The sequence below is a fragment of the Micromonospora sp. NPDC049107 genome, assembly GCF_040648595.1.
In the GTDB taxonomy this organism is placed as follows: Bacteria; Actinomycetota; Actinomycetes; order Mycobacteriales; family Micromonosporaceae; genus Micromonospora.
In genome coordinates, this window is record NZ_JBEZEC010000003.1 from 458,014 (window position 1) to 478,463 (window position 20,450).

Annotated in this window: 18 protein-coding genes and 2 pseudogenes; 8 read left to right on the forward strand and 12 right to left on the reverse strand. The window is 70.9% G+C overall.

The window, feature by feature from the left end:
• The first annotated feature begins 268 nt into the window (after positions 1-268).
• The 4 genes from mmsA (at position 269) to AB0B55_RS10365 (ending at position 5,644) form a co-directional block, all read left to right on the forward strand.
• Entirely contained in the window at positions 269-1,816 is a 1,548-nt protein-coding gene (gene mmsA / locus AB0B55_RS10350) for a multiple monosaccharide ABC transporter ATP-binding protein (RefSeq protein WP_357120323.1), read from the forward strand.
• Entirely contained in the window at positions 1,813-3,111 is a 1,299-nt protein-coding gene (gene mmsB, locus AB0B55_RS10355; RefSeq protein ID WP_357120319.1) for a multiple monosaccharide ABC transporter permease, read from the forward strand. Before mmsA ends, mmsB begins: the two co-directional genes overlap by 4 nt.
• Before the next feature lie 51 nt (positions 3,112-3,162).
• Positions 3,163-4,269, forward strand: coding sequence for a sugar-binding protein (locus AB0B55_RS10360; protein ID WP_357120316.1), 1,107 nt, complete (start codon positions 3,163-3,165; stop codon positions 4,267-4,269).
• A 169-nt stretch (positions 4,270-4,438) separates the two neighbouring features.
• Positions 4,439-5,644 carry an ROK family transcriptional regulator gene (locus AB0B55_RS10365; protein WP_357171590.1) on the forward strand — a complete coding sequence of 402 codons (1,206 nt, stop codon included), beginning with the start codon at positions 4,439-4,441 and terminating at the stop codon, positions 5,642-5,644.
• Here the strand turns inward: AB0B55_RS10365 and AB0B55_RS10370 are convergent.
• Entirely contained in the window at positions 5,641-5,979 is a 339-nt protein-coding gene (locus AB0B55_RS10370; RefSeq protein ID WP_357120313.1) for a hypothetical protein, read from the reverse strand. The two genes, AB0B55_RS10365 and AB0B55_RS10370, sit on opposite strands and share 4 nt — an antisense overlap.
• Before the next feature lie 92 nt (positions 5,980-6,071).
• Here AB0B55_RS10370 and AB0B55_RS10375 point away from each other — a divergent pair, with 92 nt between their 5' ends.
• The gene (locus AB0B55_RS10375) at positions 6,072-7,037 is read left to right on the forward strand and encodes an ATP-binding cassette domain-containing protein (protein WP_357120310.1); all 966 of its coding nucleotides are present in this window, start codon (positions 6,072-6,074) and stop codon (positions 7,035-7,037) included.
• On the forward strand, positions 7,034-7,861 hold the full coding sequence (locus AB0B55_RS10380) for an ABC transporter permease (protein WP_357120307.1): 828 nt from the start codon (positions 7,034-7,036) through the stop codon (positions 7,859-7,861). Before AB0B55_RS10375 ends, AB0B55_RS10380 begins: the two co-directional genes overlap by 4 nt.
• A gap of 57 nt (positions 7,862-7,918) precedes the next feature.
• Here AB0B55_RS10380 and AB0B55_RS10385 read toward each other — a convergent pair whose 3' ends face one another.
• The 3 genes from AB0B55_RS10385 to AB0B55_RS10395 are packed head-to-tail and all read right to left on the reverse strand — an operon-like array spanning position 7,919 to position 10,223.
• Positions 7,919-8,908 carry a transporter gene (locus AB0B55_RS10385; protein WP_357171510.1) on the reverse strand — a complete coding sequence of 330 codons (990 nt, stop codon included), beginning with the start codon at positions 8,906-8,908 and terminating at the stop codon, positions 7,919-7,921.
• Complete coding sequence (locus AB0B55_RS10390; protein ID WP_357120301.1) at positions 8,905-9,795, reverse strand: ABC transporter ATP-binding protein; 891 nt, start codon at positions 9,793-9,795, stop codon at positions 8,905-8,907. Before AB0B55_RS10390 ends, AB0B55_RS10385 begins: the two co-directional genes overlap by 4 nt.
• Positions 9,796-9,815: 20 nt before the next feature.
• The gene (locus tag AB0B55_RS10395) at positions 9,816-10,223 is read right to left on the reverse strand and encodes a GntR family transcriptional regulator (protein WP_355050404.1); all 408 of its coding nucleotides are present in this window, start codon (positions 10,221-10,223) and stop codon (positions 9,816-9,818) included.
• A 179-nt stretch (positions 10,224-10,402) separates the two neighbouring features.
• On the opposite strand from AB0B55_RS10395, the gene AB0B55_RS10400 reads away from it, so the two are divergent.
• A complete protein-coding gene (locus tag AB0B55_RS10400) occupies positions 10,403-11,671 on the forward strand; it encodes an Nramp family divalent metal transporter (RefSeq protein WP_357171511.1) in 1,269 nt (422 codons plus the stop codon).
• A 35-nt stretch (positions 11,672-11,706) separates the two neighbouring features.
• Here AB0B55_RS10400 and AB0B55_RS10405 read toward each other — a convergent pair whose 3' ends face one another.
• Positions 11,707-11,916, reverse strand: coding sequence for a hypothetical protein (locus AB0B55_RS10405; RefSeq protein ID WP_357171512.1), 210 nt, complete (start codon positions 11,914-11,916; stop codon positions 11,707-11,709).
• 171 nt (positions 11,917-12,087) lie between these two features.
• Here AB0B55_RS10405 and AB0B55_RS10410 point away from each other — a divergent pair, with 171 nt between their 5' ends.
• Positions 12,088-12,348, forward strand: a complete 261-nt coding sequence (locus AB0B55_RS10410) for a hypothetical protein (RefSeq protein ID WP_357171513.1) — start codon at positions 12,088-12,090, stop codon at positions 12,346-12,348.
• A 397-nt stretch (positions 12,349-12,745) separates the two neighbouring features.
• On the opposite strand, the gene AB0B55_RS10415 is transcribed toward AB0B55_RS10410, so the two are convergent.
• The 7 genes and pseudogenes from AB0B55_RS10415 to AB0B55_RS10445 all read right to left on the reverse strand — a co-directional run bounded on the left by AB0B55_RS10415 (position 12,746) and on the right by AB0B55_RS10445 (position 20,417).
• Complete coding sequence (locus tag AB0B55_RS10415) at positions 12,746-13,018, reverse strand: hypothetical protein (protein ID WP_357120288.1); 273 nt, start codon at positions 13,016-13,018, stop codon at positions 12,746-12,748.
• 65 nt (positions 13,019-13,083) lie between these two features.
• Positions 13,084-15,909, reverse strand: coding sequence for a hypothetical protein (locus AB0B55_RS10420; RefSeq protein WP_357171514.1), 2,826 nt, complete (start codon positions 15,907-15,909; stop codon positions 13,084-13,086).
• Entirely contained in the window at positions 15,906-17,018 is a 1,113-nt protein-coding gene (locus AB0B55_RS10425) for an AAA family ATPase (RefSeq protein ID WP_357171515.1), read from the reverse strand. Before AB0B55_RS10425 ends, AB0B55_RS10420 begins: the two co-directional genes overlap by 4 nt.
• A gap of 14 nt (positions 17,019-17,032) precedes the next feature.
• Positions 17,033-18,094, reverse strand: a pseudogene (locus tag AB0B55_RS10430) (VWA domain-containing protein); the annotation flags it as partial.
• A gap of 231 nt (positions 18,095-18,325) precedes the next feature.
• Positions 18,326-18,562: pseudogene (locus tag AB0B55_RS10435) on the reverse strand (VWA containing CoxE family protein); the annotation flags it as partial.
• Positions 18,559-19,950, reverse strand: a complete 1,392-nt coding sequence (locus AB0B55_RS10440) for a hypothetical protein (protein WP_357171516.1) — start codon at positions 19,948-19,950, stop codon at positions 18,559-18,561. The gene AB0B55_RS10440 and the pseudogene AB0B55_RS10435, both read right to left, overlap by 4 nt.
• Positions 19,950-20,417, reverse strand: a complete 468-nt coding sequence (locus AB0B55_RS10445) for a hypothetical protein (protein ID WP_357120799.1) — start codon at positions 20,415-20,417, stop codon at positions 19,950-19,952. The genes AB0B55_RS10440 and AB0B55_RS10445 overlap by 1 nt, the downstream gene beginning before the upstream one ends.
• Positions 20,418-20,450 lie beyond the last annotated feature (33 nt).

Genomic DNA, 20,450 nt, shown 5'->3' on the forward strand with positions numbered 1-20,450 from the left:
GCCTGCTTGCGGTGATCGGCGCGGATGGGTCGTCGACTCCGATTTGACAACGTTGCCAGGAGCGGTCCATGGTGCCATCGGCGACTCGTGGGACCGGCGTGACGGGCGAATACTCTGCTTCGTCTATATTGCCGGATTGTTACATTTTCAACACCGCCTCGCCTTGCGGATGGCCTGCTCACCGCAATACGTTGCCGTCAACAACAAAACCAAGTGAAGGTTCAACCTTCCGGAGGCAACCGATGACGTTGGCGAGGTGGTACGAGCGATGAGCGACGTGCCGATCCTCCTTGAGATGCGTTCCATCACCAAGGAGTTCCCCGGAGTCAAGGCCCTCTCCGACGTCAACCTGGTGGTTCGCGCCGGCGAGATCCATGCCATCTGCGGCGAGAACGGTGCGGGCAAGTCCACGCTGATGAAGGTGCTCAGCGGGGTCTACCCGTACGGCAGCTACGACGGCCAGATCGTCTACCAGGGGTCGGAGAGCAAGTTCTCCGACATCCGGGCGAGCGAGGGCGCCGGCATCGTCATCATCCACCAGGAGTTGGCGCTCATCCCCGGGATGTCGATCGCCGAGAACATCTTCCTCGGTAACGAACCGCGCAAGCGGGGCGCGATCGACTGGAAGGCCGCCAACCGGATGGCGCTGGACCTGATGGCCCGGGTCGGTCTGGAGGAGAACCCGGACACCCTGGTCAAGGACATCGGCGTCGGCAAGCAGCAGCTCGTGGAGATCGCGAAGGCGTTCGCCAAGGACGTGAAGCTGCTCATCCTGGACGAGCCGACCGCCGCGCTGAACGAGGCCGACTCCCGGCACCTGTTGGACCTGCTGCGCGGCTTCCGCTCCCGCGGCATCACCTCGATCATGATCTCGCACAAGCTGAACGAGATCGAGGCGATCGCCGACCAGATCACCATCCTCCGGGACGGCAAGACCGTGGAGACCCTCGACGTCAAGGCGGACGGGGTCGACGAGGACCGGATCGTGCGGGGCATGGTCGGCCGCGAGCTGAGCAGCCGGTTCCCGGACCACACCCCGAAGATCGGCGACGTCTTCTTCGAGGTGCGCAACTGGAACGTCCGGCACCCGATCTCCGCCGAGCGCCAGGTCTGCAAGAACGAGAGCTTCGTGGTGCGCCGCGGCGAGATCGTCGGCTTCGCCGGCCTGATGGGCGCGGGCCGCACCGAACTCGCGATGAGCGTCTTCGGCCGCTCCTACGGGGTGTACGAGTCGGGCACGATCATCAAGGACGGCAAGGAGATCGTCCTGAAGTCGGTGGCGGACGCCATCGACCACGGCCTCGCGTACGTCAGCGAGGACCGTAAGGCGCTCGGCCTCAACCTGCTCGACGACATCAAGACGTCGACGGTGGCCGCCAAGCTGTCCAAGATCTCGCACCACGGCGTCCTGAGCGAGGTCGAGGAGTACCAGGCGGCCGAGGCGTACCGCAAGGAGTTGCGGACCAAGGCCCCGACGGTCGACGAGGGCGTCTCCAAGCTCTCGGGCGGCAACCAGCAGAAGGTCGTCCTGGCCAAGTGGATGTTCAGCGACCCGGACCTGCTGATCCTCGACGAGCCGACCCGCGGCATCGACGTGGGCGCGAAGTACGAGATCTACGGCATCATCCAGCGGCTCGCCGACCAGGGGAAGGGCGTTGTCGTCATCTCCTCGGAGCTGCCTGAGCTGATCGGGCTCTGCGACCGCATCTACACCGTCTTCGAAGGCGCCATCACGGGCGAGATCGCCCGGGCGGACGCGAACCCGGAAACCCTCATGAAGCAGATGACCTCGACGAAGAAGTTGGCCACCCGATGAGCCGTATCAGAGACCTTCAGAAGAACCTGTTTGGAGGCACGACCTCCAACGCCCGCCAGTTCGGGATGATCTTCACCCTGGTGGCGATCGTCCTGATCTTCCAGATCTGGACCAATGGGCTGACGCTGCGGTCGGACAACCTGATCGCGCTGTTCCAGCAGAACTCGTACATCCTGATCCTGGCCATCGGCATGCTCATGGTGATCGTCGCCGGGCACATCGACCTCTCGGTCGGCTCGGTCGCGGCATTCACCGGCATCCTGGTCGCCAAGTCGATGACCGAGTGGAATCTGCCCTGGCCCGCCGCCATCGTGTTCGGCCTCGCCATCGGCGCGGTGATCGGCGCCTGGCAGGGCTTCTGGGTGGCCTACATCGGGGTGCCGGCGTTCATCGTCACCCTGGCGGGAATGCTGCTCTTCCGCGGTGGCAACCAGTTCATCGGCAACGCCCAGAGCATCCCGGTGCCGGAGGGCTTCCGGGAGATCGGCTCGGGCTTCCTGCCCGAGTTCGGCCCGAACACCGGCTACAACAACGCGACGCTGCTGCTCGGTCTGGCCGCCGCTGTGGCGGTGGTGTGGCGCGAGATCCGGGCCCGCAACACCCGACGGGCGATGGACGCCGACCCGGCGCCCCTGTGGATCTCGATCCTGCGGATGGCCGTCATGGTCGGAGTGATCGCCTTCGCGGCGCTGCGCTTCGCCAGTGGTCGCGTCGGCACCAGCTTCCCGATCTCGGGCATCATCCTCGTGGCGCTGGTCATCGCGTACTCCTTCTACACCCGCAACACGGCCGGCGGCCGGCACATCTACGCGGTGGGCGGCAACTCCCGGGCGGCCGAGCTGTCCGGCGTGAAGCTCAAGCGGGTCAACTTCTTCGTCATGATGAACATGTCCGTCCTGGCCGCGCTGGCCGGCATGATCTTCGTGGCCCGTTCGCAGGCCTCCGGGCCGCAGGACGGTAACGGCTGGGAGCTGGACGCCATCGCCGCTGTCTTCATCGGTGGCGCGGCCGTCGCCGGCGGTATCGGCACCATCAGCGGCTCCATCGTCGGTGGTCTGGTGATGGCCGTGCTCAACAACGGCCTCCAGCTCGAGGGCGTGGGCACCGACAAGGTCCAGATCATCAAGGGCCTGGTCCTGCTGCTGGCCGTCGCGATCGACGTCTACAACAAGAGCCAGGGGCGCTTCTCCATCATCGGGAGCCTGATGCGGCCGTTCCGCCGCGAGGACTCCGCACCACCCGCCTCACCGCCGGACGCGGAGCGCGAGCCCGCCAAGGCAGCGGTGTCCGGCTGACGGCCACCGACCTCTCCACCCGTCTCACATCCAGAAAGGCAAGTCCTCACCATGCGTAAAATCTTCGGCTCGTCGGTGGTGGCCATCAGCGCCGCCGCCATGCTGGCCCTGGCCGGCTGCGGCTCCGGCCGCGACGGCGACTCCGGTAGCTCGGGTGGCGGCGACGCCAAGGGCTTCGCGGCGAACTCGCTGATCGGCGTGGCCCTGCCGGCCAAGACCTCGGAGAACTGGGTCCTCGCCGGTGACCTGTTCACCAACGGTCTCAAGGAGGCCGGTTTCCAGGCTGACGTGCAGTACGCCGGCGCGTCGACCACGGTCGCCGACCAGCAGGCCCAGATCACCGCCATGACCACCAAGGGCGCCAAGGTCATCGTCATCGGCGCGACCGACGCCGCGCAGCTGGCGACCCAGGTCGCCGCGGCGCACGCCGCCGGCGCCAAGGTGATCGCGTACGACCGGCTCATCACCAACACGCCGGACCTCGACTACTACGTCGCGTTCGACAACTTCAAGGTCGGCCAGCTCCAGGGCCAGGCCCTGCTGGACGGCATGAAGGCCAAGAAGCCGAACGGCCCGTACAACATCGAGCTGTTCTCCGGTTCGCCGGACGACAACAACGCCGGTGTCTTCTTCAACGGCGCGATGGACGTGCTCAAGCCGGAGATCGACAAGGGCAACGTCGTCGTCGCCTCGGGTCAGAAGGACGTCAAGCAGACCGCCATCCAGGGCTGGAAGGCCGAGGGTGCGCAGGCCCGCATGGACCAGCTGCTGACCTCGACCTACGGCAACAAGGAGCTGGACGGCGTCCTCTCCCCGAACGACACCCTGGCCCGCGCGATCCTGACCTCGGTCAAGGGCGCTGGCAAGCCGACCCCGATCGTCACCGGTCAGGACTCCGAGGTCGAGTCGGTCAAGTCGATCGTCAAGGGCGAGCAGTACATGACGATCAACAAGGACACCCGCAACCTGGTGAAGGAGACCATCAACATGGTCAAGGCTCTCCAGGCCGGTAACACCCCGCAGGTGAACGACACCAAGTCCTACAACAACGGCAGCAAGGTCGTCGACACGTTCCTGCTCCCGCCGGTCGCCGTCACCAAGGCGAACGTGGTCGAGGCGTACGCCAACGACCCGAAGCTCGCGCCGCTCACCAAGTAATCAGCACACGGTAAGCAGCAACGCCGATGGGTCCCGGATCTCCTCTTCCGGGGCCCATCGTCGTCCGCGCCCCATCGTTCACCCGGCACCGATCCGTGAAGGAGGTCTGACCGTGGCGACACCCGTGCGGTCCAGGCCAGCCGGCGCCGGTCGTACCGCCGACACCCCACTGCCCCCGGTCCCCGGCGCGAGCCAGGAGGAGATCCGACGGCAGAACCTCGGCGCCGTGCTGCGCTACGTGCACCTGCACGGGCCGACGTCGCGGGCCGAGCTGACCAGCCGTCTCGGCCTGAACCGCAGCACCATCGGCGCCCTCGCCGCCGACCTGACCGCCAGCGGTCTGGTCACCGAGGAGGCGCCGGCCACGACCCGCCGCGCCGGCCGCCCCTCCCTCGTGGTCAGCCCTCGCTCCGACCGGGTCTACGCGCACGCGCTCAGCATCGACGCGGACCGACTGCGGGCGGCGCGGATCGGCCTCGGCGGTCGCATCCTCGACCTGCGGGAGGCACCCCGTCCCGGTGGAATGTCGGCCGTCGACGCCGTCCGCCCCCTGGCCGACCTCGTGCGCGGGATGGAGCGCGGCGTCGCCTCCGACGCGCTGCTGGTCGGCGGCGCGGTCGCCGTCACCGACACCACCCGCGACGCCGACGGCGGCCTGCGCATCGTCGGCGTCGAGGAGGGCCTGAGCGCAGCCCTCGAGGCCGAGCTGACCGACTGCCCAGGATTCGTGGCCGGAGATCTGGCCGACATCGCGGGCCTGGCCGAGCACATCCGGGGTGTGGCCCCCGGTATCGACGACCTCATCTACCTGCACGGCGACCTCGGCATCAGCGCCGGCATCGTGGTCGGTGGCCGACTGATGATCGGCCACCGGGGCCACAGCGGCAAGGTCGGCCACATGGTGGTCAACCCGAACGGACTGCCGTGCGGCTGCGGCTCCCGTGGTTGCTGGGAAACCGAGATCTCCGAGGCCGCGCTGCTGCGGCACGCCGGCCTCGACCCCGACGACCGGACCGCTGTGGCCGACGTGCTGCGCGCGGCGGCGGACGGCGACGCGACCGCCCGCGCCGCCGTCGAGCGGGTCGCCGACTGGCTCGGGTTCGGCGTCGCCAACCTGGTCAACGTGGTCAACCCGGACGCCGTGGTGTTCGGTGGCTCGCTGCGCGACATCTTCATCGCCGGGGCGGACACGGTGCGGCGGCGGCTGGACGCCATGCCGCTGCCGGCCTCCCGTGAGCACCTGCGGTTGCGGGCTGCGGCTCTCGGCCGGGACGCCGTCCTGATCGGGGCCGCCGAGCTGGCCTTCGACAAGCTGCTGGCCGATCCGCTCAACGTCGGCGTCGCCGGCCAGTCAAGTTCCGTCGACCCGATCTAGGCGATCTCCCGCACCACGCTGGTGCCGTTGCCCGGCCGGGACTCCCAGGCCCAGGACTCGTGCAGCTCCAGGCGGTCGTCGGCCCGGACCCGCACCTGCGAGACGCAGTGGCCGGTGGACGTCTGGCCCTCGGCATTGAGTTGGACGTAGCGAAAGTCCAACCGGTCGCCGTCGCGGGTGCCCACGAGACAGCCGCGTCGGATGGACCCACCGGCGTACTCGGCCCAGACCTCGCCCGCCCGCTCGTGGTAGGTGAAGACCGTCTCGGTGCCCACCTCACCGGCCACCACGTCCGTCACCGCGGCGAACCGCCGGCCGTCCAACGAGATCGTCATGCCGGGGACGCTAGTCGACCCACCAATCCCGTACGGTCTACCGTACCGTGTACGGTAGACCTTCGGTGTCCGGCTGTGGGAAGGGGACGGGTGTGACGACGAGCGGCGCGGCGATAGTGGTGCGAGGGCTGCGGAAGCGGTACGGGGACCGGTTGGCCCTGGACGGGTTCGACCTTGAGGTGGCCAGCGGGACGGTGTGTGGCCTGCTCGGTCCCAACGGGGCCGGCAAGACCACGTCGGTACGGATCCTGTCCACGCTGCTGCGCCCGGACGAGGGGCACGCCGAGGTCGCCGGGTTCGACGTGACCCGCCAGCCCGACCAGGTGCGCTACCGGATCGGCCTGGTGGGGCAGCATCCCGCGCTGGACGAGGCGCTCAGTGGCCGGCAGAACCTCGTGCTCTTCGGCCTGCTGTTCCACCTGGGCCGTCGCCGGGCCCGGCAGCGGGCGGTCGAGCTGTTGGAGCGGTTCGGCCTGGCCGACGTCGGCGAGCAGCCGGTCAGCACGTACTCCGGGGGCATGCGTCGCCGGTTGGACCTGGCCGCCGGCATGGTCCTCGCCCCCGCCGTGCTGTTCCTCGACGAACCCACCACCGGGCTGGACCCGCGCGGCCGGAGCGAGGTGTGGGAGTCGATCCGCGGGCTGGTCCGCGCGGGCACCACCGTCCTGCTCACCACCCAGCACCTGGACGAGGCGGACCAGCTCGCCGACCGGATCTCGGTGGTCGAGGCCGGGCGCATCGTCGCCGAAGGCACCCCCGACGAGCTGAAGACGCAGCTCGGCGGCGACCGGATCGAGGTGGTCGTGGGGGAGCCCGCCGACCTCGCGATCGCCGTCGCGCAGATGCGTCGGGTGGTCGCCGACGAACCGACTGTCGACGTGGACCGGCGCGCGGTCAGCGCCGGCGTGGGGCACCGGGCCGGCGCGCTCGTCGAGGTGCTGCGGGCGCTCGACGCCGCGCAGGTCACGGTGGTCGACATCGCCCTGCGGCGACCCACCCTCGACGACGTCTTCCTGCACGTCACGGGTGGTCGGGCCACCGTGGAGGTGACCGCGTGAGCGCCACACACCCGCCCGCGACCGTGGACCTGACGCCCGGCCGGCCCGCTGCCCTGACAGACAGCGGTGCCCTGGTCTGGCGTGGCCTGGCCCGGTGGCGACGTGACCCCGGGCCGCTGGTCGCCTCGCTCGGTTTCAACATCCTGATCGTGCTGATCTTCGCCTACCTGTTCGGCGGGGCGATGCAGGTCCCCGACGGGGGCAGCTACCGGGAGTTCCTGATGCCCGGCATGTTCGTGATGACGATGGTGTTCGGCATCAGCCTCACCACGATCGCCGTCGCCGACGACCTGGAGCGTGGGGTCACCGACCGGCTCCGTTCGATGCCGGTCGCACCACTCGCCCCGCTCGTCGCCCGCGCGGTGACCGACCTGCTCTTCGCGCTGGTCACCCTCGCGGTGCTGCTGGCCACCGGCCTCGCCGTCGGCTGGCGGGCACACGGCGGCGTCGGCGCCGCGCTGGGCGCGGCGGGACTGATCCTGCTGCTGCGCTTCGCCCTGGTCTGGGTCGGCATCTTCCTCGGCCTGGTCGCCCGGGGACAGACGGCCGTGGTCGCGGTGCAGACCCTGGAGTTTCCGCTCGGCTTCCTCTCCAACGCGTTCGTCGCGCCGTCCACCATGCCGGCCTGGCTCGGCGCGGTGGCCGCCTGGAACCCGCTGTCGGCGACCGTCGGCGCCGCCCGGGAGCTGTTCGGCAACCCGGGCTGGGGTGGCGACTCGTGGGCCGCGCGGCACTACCTCTGGTTGGCGGTGGCCTGGCCGATCGCGCTGGTTGCCGTGTTCCTGCCGCTCTCGGTCGCCCGCTACCGGCGGCTGGGCCGCTGAGGCCGGCAGGGACGGGTGATCGCCGGGCCCCCGTGGCTCCGGCGATCACCCGCCCGGTTACGCGATCCGGCGGACCCGACGCACCGCGAGGTAGAGCAGGAGCGCGGCGAGGGCCACGAAGATGCCCGTCTCGATGCTCTGGAACAGCCAGAACCGGTCGGCCGGCTGGTACATCTCCCAGTTGTACGCGCCCGGCCCGAGACCCAGGTCGGCACCGCAGACTCGGCCGTCCGGGCCCTTGCCGCCCGGCGGGCACTGGATGCGGGTGTTCTCCGCGACCATCGTCCCGTCGGCGTCGCGGATTCCCACGGCGAGAACCCAGTTGCCCCGGTCGCCCTCCGGAATCCCACCCCCCTCGATCGGGAAGGTCTGGGTTTTGGCGGGCTGGTAGTGCGGTCGGGCCAGGATCTCCACCGCCGCCCGCACGCCGATGAACCCGGCGAGGGTGATGCCCATGGCGGGCAGCATCCGCTTCCACACGGTGCCGGCGAAGATACCCAGCGCCACGGCGAAGAGTGTGTAGCCGATCGGGACGGTGCCCTGGAGGTCGAAGACGATCATGCCGAGCCGGCCCTCGTACGCGGCGTCGGTGAGCGGGTCGACCCACCAGGACATACCCAGCCCGTAGGCCGTCGCGAGGGCCAGGACGCCCGCGCCCACCAGCCCGAACTTCACCAGGGCCCAGTGGGTCCGGCCGACACCCTGGGTCCAGACGAACCGGTGGGTGCCCTGCTCCACCTCGCGGGCGACCAGCGGCGCGCCCCAGAACAGGCCGACCAGCACCGGCAGGGTGATCAGCAGGACGGCCACCAGGTTCAGGCTGCCGTACTGGTTACTGAAGCGGTGGAACCCCGCGTCGCAGGCCTCCCGGGTCGCCGCCGCCACGTTCGGGTCGTCGAGCTGACGCACGCATGTGGCCAGGTCGAGGTCGGCGAAGGTGCTCCGCATCGAGAGGCCGATCGGCACCAGCACCGCGGCGAGCACCAGGAACCCCAGGAGGGTGTAGAACGCCTGCTTGCGGTGTTGCCGCCAGGTCAGCCAGATCATGCCGCCACCCCCCACTCGCTGTGACTGGTCTGCGTGACGCCGTCGGCCAGGTAGGCCAGGACGACGTCCTCCAGGCTGACGTCGCGGACCGTCCAGGCCGGGTCGGTGACGGGACCGTCGGTGCGTACCAGCAGCGTGGACTGCCGGTCGGTGTGGCTGGCCCGGACCACGTGCGCCACGCCCCCGATCGGACCGCCGTCGTGCCGCGGGCCGACGAGCTGCCGGTGCCCGGCAACCAGGTCGTCGACCGAGCCGGTGAGCTGCACCTGGGCCGCGTTGAGCACGATCAGGTAGTCGCAGACGCGCTCCAGGTCGGCCAGCAGGTGCGAGGAGAGCAGAACGGTGGTGCCGGAATCCGCCACGCTGCCCATCAGCGACTGGAGGAACTCCCGACGGGCCAGCGGATCGAGGCTGGCCACCGGCTCGTCGAGCAGCAGCAGCCGGGGTTGTTTGGCCAGTGCGAGAGCGAGCGCCACCTGGGCCCGTTGCCCGCCGGACAGTTTGCCGACCGGCTTGTCGGGCGGTATCCCGAGCTGCGCCAACCGGGTCCGGGCCAGTGCCGCGTCCCATCGCCGGTTCAGCTTGCCGCCGGCGACGACCAGTTCGGCAGCGGTGAAGTCCCGGTACAGCGGCGTGTCCTGGGCGACGAACCCGATGTCGGCCAGCCCTTCCGTGTCGCCGTACGGCGACCTGCCGAACACCCGCACCACGCCCTCGTCGGGCTTGAGTAGCCCGACCGCCAGGTGCAGCAACGTGCTCTTGCCCGCGCCGTTGGGCCCGACCAGCGCGGCGATCCGGCCGGCCGGAAGGTGCAGCGAACAGTCCCGTAGCGCCCACGTTCTGCCGTACCGCTTGCCCAGCCGGTCGGCCTCCAAGACCATCTCCATCCTCTGTCCTCTCGTACCGCTCACGCGGGTTCCTTCTGTGGGGCGTCGTCGGTGAGGGTGGCGCGCAGCGTGGTCTCCACCAGGGCGACGACGTCCTCGGCCGTGAGGCCGGCGGCCCGCGCCCGCTGCAACCACGCCACGAGGTCGTCACGCAGCTCGGCCTGGTTGGGCAGGGACGCGCCGGCCAGGGTGCGCTGGACGAACGTGCCCACCCCGGGCCGGCCGCCGACCAGACCCTCGATCTCCAACTCCCGGTACGCCTTCAGCACCGTGTTCGGGTTGATCGCCAGTGACTGGGCGACGTCCCGAACCTTCGGCAGCTGATCGCCGGGTGCGAGCAGACCGACGCGCAGCGCCTGCTTCACCTGCTGCACGAGCTGCATGTAGGTGTTCACCTTCGACCGGCTGTCGAGCACGAACTCGATCACTCGTGATGATCCTTCCTGTTGTCCTACGACAGTAGGACTATGAGACAGCTTGGTCGGGTCGGCGACGCCTGTCAAGCGCGAAGGGGCCGTGGCACCCGTGGGCCACCGACTGGCACCGACGGGTCAGCCGCCCGGGAAGGGAACAGGCACGCGATCCGTACTCGATGGGGAGGTGCTCGATGGTCACCAACGACCTCCGGGCGACGACGGCGACGCCGCTACAGATCGCCCGCGCCCGGGGCCGGGTACGGGGACGGCTGATCCTGCTCGGCCCGGCGTTCGTCGCCGCCGTGGCGTACGTCGACCCGGGCAACTTCGCCACCAACTCGGCGGCCGGCGCCCGCTACGGGTACCTGCTGGTCTGGGTCGTGGTGGTGGCCAACCTGATGGCCATGCTGGTGCAGACACTCACCGCCAAGCTGGGCCTGGCCACCGGCCGCAGCCTGCCCGAGCTGTGCCGCGAGCGCCTGCCCCGCCCGCTCAACCGGATCATGTGGGTGCAGGCCGAGCTGGTGGCGATGGCCACCGACCTGGCCGAGGTCATCGGGGGAGCGGTCGCCCTCTACCTCCTCTTCGGCATCCCGTTGCTACCCGGCGGGCTGATCATCGGCGCGGCCGCGTTCGTCGTGCTCGCCCTGCGCTCGCGCGGGTTCCGCGCCTTCGAGATCGCCGTCGCCGTGCTGCTCGGCGTCATCGTCCTGGCGTTCGCGGCCAACCTGCTCGCCGCCGGCTCCGACCCGGGCTCGGCCATGGCCGGCCTCGTGCCCCGCCTCCAGGGCACCGACAGCGTCCTGCTGGCCGCCGGCATCCTCGGGGCGACGGTCATGCCGCACGTCATCTACGTGCACTCCGCGCTGACCCGCGACCGCATCCCCGCGACCGACGACGCCGAACGCCGTACCCTCTTCCGGGGCCAACGCACCGACGTGCTGCTCGCCCTGACGGCGGCCGGCGCGGTCAACCTCGCCATGCTGCTGATCGCGGCGGCCAGCTTCCGGGGCGGCGGCCCGGTGGGCGCCGACAGCCTGGAGGGGGTGCACGCCGGCCTGGGCGAGAGCATCGGCACGGCCGCCGCCTTCGGGTTCGCCGTCGCCCTGCTGGTCTCCGGGCTCGCCTCCACGAGCGTCGGCACCTACGCGGGTGAGGTGATCATGCAGGGCTTCCTGCGCCGCCGGGTTCCGCTGCTGCTGCGCCGCCTGGTCACCCTGGCACCCGCCGTGGTAGTGCTCGCCATCGGCCTCGACCCCACCCGCGCCCTCGTGCTGTCGCAGGTCATCCTCAGCTTCGGCATCCCGTTCGCGCTGATCCCGGTGGTCGCCTTCACCCGTCGCCGGGACCTCATGGGCAACCTCGTCAACCACCCACTGACCACGGTCGCCGCATCCGGAGTCGCCGTCCTGGTCGTCGCGCTCAACGCCTTCCTGCTGTGGCAGGTCGTCGCCGGCTGAGCCAGCCGGTGTCAGTGCCGGGAAGGCGGACGGGGCTACTCGTCCTCGTCTACCAAGCGGGGGCGTCGGTGTTCGGCGATGTACTTCTCCACATCAGCCTTGAGCCAGATCGAACCAACCGACAGTCGGGCGTACGGAGCCGGGAAGTGTGGCGACTGCTGGATCTGGCGGAACCGTGAGCGGCCCACCCCGAGCATCGCCAGGACCTCGCCCGCCGCGACGAGTTCGCCCGGTCCATCTGCCATGCGAACGAAGGTAGACCGGCCGTGACGGGTCAACATGAATGCGCTCAGATAGGCGCGCCAGGATTGACAGGGGGGTAGCGTCCGGGATGGGATCTGTCTACGCCCGTCGCCGCGCAAGGCGGAGCCCGGCGGCGACGGGTGTCCCGTCCGAAACCACCCCTGGAGGCTGGAGTGGAACAGGAACAAGAGGTAGAGCGGCTACGCGAGTGGGTGAGCCAGCTCGAGGCGTCACTCCTGGATGTCCGGCGAGAACTCTTCGACGCCCGTGGCCGGCTGACCGCCATCGCGCGAGTGACCGAAGACCTCGAGCGGGTCCAACGAGCACCTGGCGTCATCTTCGGAACCGTCAACGCGATCATTCACAGCCAGTCGTCGACCCTACGCTGGTCTGACCGATGGTCGCCGGTCCGCTACCAGGGGGTTCAGCAGTGAGCGGCCAGCGGCACGCCCCGGTCCGGCCGTTCTGGTTCTGCGCGTCCTGTGTGCTCCCCTGGCCGTGCGAGCACGCGAAAGTCGAACTCGTGGCCGACTACTCGGACGAGCCGAAGCTGCTCGGGGTGGACATGGCCGACTGCCTGACTGAGGCGAGCCGGGATCTGACCGACCTGTACCGGACCGCACCCGACCCGGTGCAGCACTACGGCCGGTTCTTGGGCTGGGTCAAGCAGGCCTTGACCGCCCACCGACACCGCGGCTCCGGTCGTGTGCTGTGCCGCCCCACCTGTGGGGCAGCTCGACAGGCACCGCCGACAACAGTCACCTCCACTGGTTCTAAGCGACGGGCCCCCCGCCGGTAGGGCGGGGGCACCGCCGTATCCGGCATGGGCGCTCAGGTGCGGCGGCCCTCGTCCCGCGCGGGGATCTCCTGACGCTGTTCGAGGGCGTCCGCCGGGTTGGCGTCGGCCGGCAGGGACGTCACCTCCTCCAGGGCGCCGGCCGGTAGCGCGCCCTGCTCGGCCAGGTCGGCCTCGGACGCCTCCGGGTCCACGTCGCCGGAGACCCGGTCCGGCGGCCCCACGTCGAACGCGTCCTGCCGCTGCTCGGCGGCGTCCGCCTCCGGAGGAGGGAACTGGTCGCCCTGTTCGTCCCGGTACGTGCTCATCAAAGCCTCCTACCCGGCGGAAGTCGCCATGACGCCGGGCCGCTGCCTACCCGCCGCCGTCGCGCTCACGCCTGGCGCACCACCCGCGCGGCCACGGCCTCGACCGTCTCGGGATGCCTCGCCAGCAGCCCCGCCACCGCACCCTGCTCGGCGGGAGCGTCGTCGGCCGGCGGCCACCCGCCGTCGTACCCGAGCAGACCGGAGATCGCGTCGACCACCTCGGGATGCGCGGCGAGGAGGACACCGACCCGCCGCCGCGGCGCGGCCACGGCGCGTTGGTCGTCCGCCCGCCCGACAGGTGGGGCCGCGACCCACGGCGGCACCCAGGAATCCAGCTCCGGCAGCGCCTCCGGGAAGGTGCGTCCGGCCTCACGGATCAGGAGCGGAACCAGCTCCGGACCCTGCTCCCGCAGTGTCGTGATCAGGGTCGGCAACCAGGGCAGCAGCACCGGATCGGGCAGCCGGGCGAAGGCCGTGGAGATCGTCTCGACGACGAACGGCGCGAGACCGGGCACCGGTTCCAGCGCGTGCACGAATCCGGCCAGGTACTGCGGGAAGGCCGGCACCACCAGCGGGTTGGCCAGCAGCTCGGCACACCGGGCCCGCAGATCGGCCACCGACAGCAGGCCGAGCTGGTGTCGGCCCGCCCAGAGCAGCGCCACCTTCGCCGGCGCGGTCGGGTGTGACTGCGCGACGGCCAGTTCCAGCTGGGAGCGGTCGCAGCCCAACGACAGTGCCAGACCCTCCATCGAGAACAGGAAGCCGAGCATCGCGCCGACCTGCCGCACGTTGGTCTCGTCGCTGGTGATCGCGGTGGGCAGCAGGGTGCAGTAGTGCGCGTACCCGGTCGTCACGAACGCCTCGCACCAGGCCGGCAGGGTCGGCGCGGTGGCCCGGTGATGCGCCAGCAACCGTCGGATGCGGCGCAACACGTCGGGAGCGTCGTCGACGGTGCGCGCGGTGGCGAGCAGCTCCACCGCCCGCGCCCCCAGCTCGTCGACCAGACGTGGGCTGTCGAGCAGCCGGATCGCGTCCTCGACCGCGGCCAGAGCGCTGGCGGCGGTGGCGTCCGGGCCGCGCACCGCCCGGCGCAGTCGTTGCTCCAGGACCTGCTCGACGGTCACACCCTCGTAGCCGAGCTCGATCAACGCCCGCTGATGGTGACCGAGCGCCAGGTCCCAGCTCTCCTGGACCGAGCGCTGACCGAGCCGCCGCTCACCCATGATCGGGCGGACCGCGGCCGGTGGCAGCAGATGCCGCAGGATCCACAGCAGGTCCGAGCAGCGGCCCAGCGCCGGCTCGGCGTTCAGGTCCAGCAGCGCCCGCTGGACGGTCCGCTTCTCCAGAGCCAGGCCGAGCGGTTCCAGCCGATCGAACACGTCGCGGGCCAGCGGCGGCAGAGCGTCGTAGCCGACCTGACCGATCCGGTCGCCGCCCAGCAGGATCTCGCAGAGCCGTCGGACGTCCCGCCGGCCGGGCACCACGTCCTTCTCGATGCAGGTGACCGCGGCGTCGGCGAAGTCGTACGGGGTGGGCCGGGCCCGGTTGCGCAGCCCGGCCAGCAGGACCGACGTCTCGAAGACCGCGATGGCGTCGGCGGTGCTCGCCAGATATCCGTTGCGGCGAGCCAACCGGACGATGTCGACACACCAGCCGCGCAGCTCCGCCTCGTCCAGACCGTCCGGGCGCGGTGGCGCGGCGAGGAAGCCGGTGAGTCGGTCATCGACCGGCCCGGCGGGGGAGGGGACCGTCGTGACCCGACCGCGTCGCCCCCGGACGGCCGTCGTGCGTTGGCCGCCGAGCTGGTACGGCGACAGCCCGTGGCGGCGTACCTCCTTGGCCCAGGTCGCCGCGGCGATGGAGACCGAGCCGGACGCCAGCCCGAACTGTGCCTCGATCGCCGAGTGGCTGGACGGGATCAGCCCGTACCGCCAGCGGGTGTCGGTGCGCGGGGTGATCTCGAAATCGTCCGCGCCGGAGCCCAGCCCGAACTGCTCGACCCGGCTGGCGGCGTGGAACGCGCCGCAGACGTAGAGGCAGTGCGCCGGATCGACGCCGGAGGTGGCCAGGTGCTGACGCATCCGCGTCCACATGTACCGCTCGCGATCCTCGTCGCGATCGAGCCGATCCGCGTCGGCCGGGCGCAGCCGCCGGAACAGGCTGCCGATCAGCACCATCACCTGCCGGTACGTGTCGTGGTCGGCGTCGGCCAGCGGGCGTTCCACGTACTGGTCCCACCATTCCGACCAGTGCCGCACCTTGCCGTGGTGCAGCAGGTACGCCTCCAGCTCCGCGAACCGTGGTCGCAGGTCGCCGATCTCCACCCCGACGGCGTCGCCGTGCAGTCCCGATCCCGCACCGGTGGCGGTCGGCCCGTTCGCGCTGCTCGCGCCGGTCGGCTGGTCGCGCGGCGACCACTGGAAGACGTGGTCGGAGGAGCGGTCCACCAGCACCAGCTCCACGCCGGGGGTCTCCAGCGCGTACGCGATGGCCTGGTATTCCGCCGACGCCTCGGTGATCGGCGCGACGACGCTGAGCGGCCCCCAGTCGGCCGGAAAGCCGGACAGCTCCGACGCGAACGCCTGCACCGCCACCGGCAGGCGGCAGTTGCGCAACTCGCCGAGCAGCGGCTGGAGATCCTCGCACAGCTCCAGGTAGATCACCCGGGGCTGTTTGGCGCGCAGCCGGCGCACCATGGCCAGTGCGGAGGCCGGCGAGTGGTGGCAGACAGGGAAGATCTCCAGCGGCTCGCCGAGCGCCCGGTCGACATCGTCGACCATCCCGGCGAGGATCGCGCCGAGCGCGTCGGAGGAGCCCGCGAACGCGGTCGCCGCGTCGGTGAGCTGCTCGCGGAGCGCGCCGAACGTGCCGGCGACTGTCGACGCGGTCACGAGAGGGACGCGATCGCCTGACGGCCGCCGTCCAGGAAGCCCGCCCAGCCGTCGTCGTCCTTGCGGGCCCGTGGCTCGACCACGCCGTGCAGGTACTTGTTGAGGATTGCCAGGTCTTCCGGGCTGCGCCGGGCCAGCGATCCGACCAACGACCCGGCGAGCGTCGCCGCGCGCAGCGTACGGTCGCCGAAGAACTGGCTGTGCAGGATCGCGTCCTCCAGCACGCCGATCTGCTCGGCGGTCGACAGTGCCGACTCCAGCTTCTCCTCGTCGCTCGTCGCCGCCGCGGCGCCGGCGCGCAGGTCGGCGAAGCTCTGCAACAGGATGTCCAGCAGGGTGGGCGGCACGTCCAGCTCGATGCGGTGCCGGCGCAGCAACTCCTCGGTGCGGAACCGCACGATCTCGGCCTCGCTGCGCTTGTTGGTGACCACCGGGATCCGGACGAAGTTGAACCGCCGCTTGAGCGCCGAGGAGAGGTCGTTGACGCCCCGGTCGCGGCTGTTCGCCGTTGCGATGATCGAGAAACCGGGTTGGGCGAAGACGATGTTGTCCTGGTCCAGCTCGGGGATCGCGACGTACTTCTCGGACAGGATCGAGATCAGCGCGTCCTGTACGTCGCTGGTGGAGCGGGTCAACTCCTCGAAGCGACCGACCACGCCACGCTCCATCGCCGTCATGATCGGCGACGGGATCATCGACTCCCGGGACTGGCCCTTGGCGATCACCATGGACACGTTCCACGAGTACTTGATGTGGTCCTCCGTCGTGCCGGCGGTGCCCTGCACGACCAGGGTCGAGTTGCGGCAGATGGCCGCGGCCAGCAACTCGGCCAGCCAGCTCTTGCCGGTGCCGGGGTCACCGATCAGCAGCAGGCCCCGGTCCGAGGCGAGGGTGACGATGGCGCGTTCGACGAAACTGCGGTCGCCGAACCACTTCTGCGGGATCTCCCGGGACAGGCCGTCAGCCCGCTCCGACCCGAGGATGAACAGCCGGACCATGCGCGGGCTCAGGCGCCACGAGAACGGCTTCGGACCGGTGTCGACCGACTCGAGGAAATCCAGCTCGTCGGCGTACGTGACCTCGGCGGGGGCGCGCAACATCTCGGACATGAGGGGGTGCTCTCCTAAGTGAGGAAGTTCTTCAGCTCGCTGACGAGCTTGCGGATGTGGCCGGAGATGACCGGGGTGCCCTGGTCCTTCAGGCGTTGCCGGAACCAGGGGTTGACGCTCTGTTGGCCCGAGCTGCTGACCGAGCCCACCGGAATGACCTTGGCGCCGGAGCGGTGGACGGCCTGCAGGCCGTCGAAGACCGCCTGGTGGTTGACCTCGTAGAAGTCGGAGATCCACACCAGCACCGTGTTCTTCGGCTCGGCGATCTTCGGCCGCGCCAGCGTCAGCGCCGCCGTGCCGTCGGTGCCGCCACCGAGCTGCGTACGCAGCAACACCTCGAACGGGTCGTGCACCCACGGGGTGAGGTCTAGTGCCCGGGTGTCGTACGCGATCAGGTGCACGTCCACCTTCGGCAGGCCGGCGAAGATCGAGGCGAGGATCGTGCAGTTGACCATCGCGTCGACCATCGAGCCGGACTGGTCGACCACCACGATGAGCCGGGACGGAGTGGTGCGCCGTGCGGTGTGCCGGTAGTAGAGCCGGTCGACGTAGAGCCGCTCGTCGTCCGGACTCCAGTTGGTCAGGTTCTGCCAGATGGTCCGGTCGAGATCCAGGTTGCGGAACACCCGCTTGGGCGGCACCGACCTGTCGAGCGCGCCGACACTCGTCTGTTGCACCTGCGTCCGGAGCACCTCGGCGACCTCGTCGACGAAGCGCCGGATCAACGCCTTGGCGTTCGCCAGCGCCAGTCCGGACAGGTTGGCCTTGTCCCGTAGCAACTGCTCGATCAGCGACATGCTCGGGGTCAGCTGACTGGCCAGCGCGGGGTCGGCAAGCACCTCCCGCAGGTGCATCCGTCGGACCAGGTCACCCTCCAGCCCGGCGAGGGTGCCGCCCAGCCCGCCGCTCTGACGGCGCAGCTCGCCGGGCTCGCAGCCGAGTGCCTGCTCGAACCAGCCGGCATCGGACTGCCACCGCGCCAGCTGGGTCGCGCTGACCGGGCCGGAGCCGGTGGCGAACACGTTCAGCAGCACCTTCGACACGAGCGCGGCGCGGCGTACCTCGGCGGCACCGGGCAGATAGGCCGAATCCGCGCGCGGCCCGTCGTCGTGCGGCGCAGCGTCGTGCGGTTCAGCGTCGTCCGGTTCAGCGTCGTCCGGTTCAGCGTCGTGCGGTTCAGCGTCGTCCGGTTCAGCGTCGTCCGGTTCAGCGTCGTCCCGCCCGCTGTCCGACCCAACGGCCCGAGGCCCGATGGCGTCCGGTCCGGTGGCGTCGGGTCCGGTGGCGTCGGGCTCGGCGTCGGTGGGGGTGAGCAGGCCGCGCAGCTCGGCCGCGAGCGTCGGGAAGCGCTGGACGATGGTGTCCACCGAGACGGCCGGATTCAGCAGGGCGGCGGGCAGCCCGAGGTCGTCGACCACGGCGACGCTCGCCGACTCCAGGCTGGGCTGCTCGTCGCGGTCGAAGAGGCGGGACAAGAGCCGCCAGTAGAGAACCTGACGGCGGTTGGCGTCGGCGAACCCGCCGGTGGGGATCGGCGTGGTCATCGGCGCAGCAACCGTCCCGCGCGTTCGCGCAGCACGGCCACGGCGTCGCCCGCCCGCGCCTCCTCCTTGGCGATCTTCGGATCGGTGACGCCGCACGCCCAGTCGCCGTTGTGCGCCGGCACCGTTCGCCGCTTCACCGTGCCCAGCACCGCCAACGGCTGGAGCTGCCACCGGTCGTCGTCCCAGCGCAGGAGCCCCAGGCTGGCGGACGCGGTGGCGACCAGGTCGACGGTCAGCGGACCGGCGGCCGGCAACCTGTCGACGGCCAGCGGTATCCGTTCGCCGTCCACCTCGACGGCGAGGGCGCCGGCCTCGTCCCGGATCACGGGCCCTTCCACGAGGACGGGCTCGGCGATGCCCGCCGGGTGTCGATCCAGGGGGTCGGTCGCGGCCGTGGTCGCCGCGGGTAACAGGACCCGGGCAGTGGCGAACGGGTCGGCGGGCTCGTCGAGCCGGACCCGGTCGTCGACCCAGCCCAGGTCGCCGCCGCGCAGCGGCAGGTCGGTCACGGTCAACGCCCGCTTGTCGGCCAGCGCGGTGAGCAGCGCCGGATGGTGCGACAACAGCCGCCAGATCGCCGGACCGACGATGGTGTCGACCTTCGCCGCGGTGACCGCCGTGCGGACCAGCCGCGCCGGGCCGCCGTCCGCCGGCTCCAGGATGGCGTGCAGTTGGATCTGCACCGCGGTGTCGTGACTGTGCACGTCCACACCGAGCGGCAACAGCCGCCCGGAGACCGAGGGCGTCGCCTCGGGCGGTGGCGTGCCCTCGGCGAGCAGGACCCCGCGAGCCCAGAGATCGGCCCACCGGCGTGCCGGCACCCGCGCCATGGTGGCGACCGGAACGCAGGCCCGCAGCTCGGCGGCGAGCCCGTCGAGCAGCACCGCGACGCGTCGTAGCTCCGGCACGAGGAGGCTGGTCTCGACCACCCCGGCGGCCACGGAGAGCAGCTCGTGGTCGACGCCCCGCCAGCCGGTGAGCGCCACCTCGTGCCACCACGCCCGCGCGCCGGCGAGCGCGGCCGGCGCCTCGGGAGGCACGCTGGTCGGTGTCGTCCACGACGACCGCGTGCGGCCGAGTGTCTCGTCGAGCTGCCTGAGCAGGGCGTCGTGTGCCGCGCCGAGCAGCGCCGAGCGCGCTCCGGCGAGCGCGGCGAGGTGCTGCGGGGCGACCGACCCGGCGACGACCGCGTCCACCGCGACGGCCGCCGGGCCACCCAGTGGCGTGCCGGTGAGCGCGTCGGCGAACGCGGCCAGTGCGGAGGCGCCCCGCTCGCCGACCCGGCCGAAACCGTCGATGAGGGCGTCGTCGAAGCCGGCCACCACATCGAGCGCGTCGGTCAACCCGGCCGGGGCCGTACGCAGGGGCGCGACCTGGGCGCCGCGCATCAGCGGGCGGCCCGGGTCGCCGGGAACCAGTGCAGCTCGGGCAGCGGGGCCGTGCTGACGGGAACCTCAAGGTAGGCGAGGTGGCGCAGGAAGCGACTGAACACCACCGCCGCCGACGCCGGCTCGGGCTGACCGTCCAGCCGGGCCAGCAGCTCCGCTCCGCTGGCCACCCCGTCGCCGACGTCGACCCGCAGGTAGCGGGCGACGCGGTCGACGCCGTACTGGAGGAGCGCCTCGTCCGCGAGCGCGTGCAGATGCTTGCACGGGGTGGCGCGCAAGCCCCCGCACGGTCGGTTGTTGTTGGTGCTGCACTGGTAGGCGTGGGTGCCGGCCGCGACCGACGAGACGTAGACCCGCTCGACGTCCGACCCGCTGGAGACCACGCCCTGCAGACGTCCGTCGGCCAGCTCGACGAAGGGCACCTTCGCCAGTTTGCGGGAGCGGGCGGGCGGCAGTACCGCCACCACGCTGCGCCGCCGCCAGTCGGCTTCGTCGGCGTT

Bases quoted from the DNA above. Each gene is read 5' to 3' on its own strand.
- mmsA (WP_357120323.1), top strand. From the start codon at position 269: ATGAGCGACGTGCCGATCCTCCTTGAGATGCGTTCCATCACCAAGGAG.
- mmsB (WP_357120319.1), top strand. From the start codon at position 1,813: ATGAGCCGTATCAGAGACCTTCAGAAGAACCTGTTTGGAGGCACGACC.
- AB0B55_RS10360 (WP_357120316.1), top strand. From the start codon at position 3,163: ATGCGTAAAATCTTCGGCTCGTCGGTGGTGGCCATCAGCGCCGCCGCC.
- AB0B55_RS10370 (WP_357120313.1), bottom strand. From the start codon at position 5,979: ATGACGATCTCGTTGGACGGCCGGCGGTTCGCCGCGGTGACGGACGTG.
- AB0B55_RS10385 (WP_357171510.1), bottom strand. From the start codon at position 8,908: ATGATCTGGCTGACCTGGCGGCAACACCGCAAGCAGGCGTTCTACACC.
- AB0B55_RS10390 (WP_357120301.1), bottom strand. From the start codon at position 9,795: ATGGAGATGGTCTTGGAGGCCGACCGGCTGGGCAAGCGGTACGGCAGA.
- AB0B55_RS10400 (WP_357171511.1), top strand. From the start codon at position 10,403: ATGGTCACCAACGACCTCCGGGCGACGACGGCGACGCCGCTACAGATC.
- AB0B55_RS10405 (WP_357171512.1), bottom strand. From the start codon at position 11,916: ATGGCAGATGGACCGGGCGAACTCGTCGCGGCGGGCGAGGTCCTGGCG.
- AB0B55_RS10415 (WP_357120288.1), bottom strand. From the start codon at position 13,018: ATGAGCACGTACCGGGACGAACAGGGCGACCAGTTCCCTCCTCCGGAG.
- AB0B55_RS10425 (WP_357171515.1), bottom strand. From the start codon at position 17,018: ATGTCCGAGATGTTGCGCGCCCCCGCCGAGGTCACGTACGCCGACGAG.
- AB0B55_RS10440 (WP_357171516.1), bottom strand. From the start codon at position 19,950: ATGCGCGGCGCCCAGGTCGCGCCCCTGCGTACGGCCCCGGCCGGGTTG.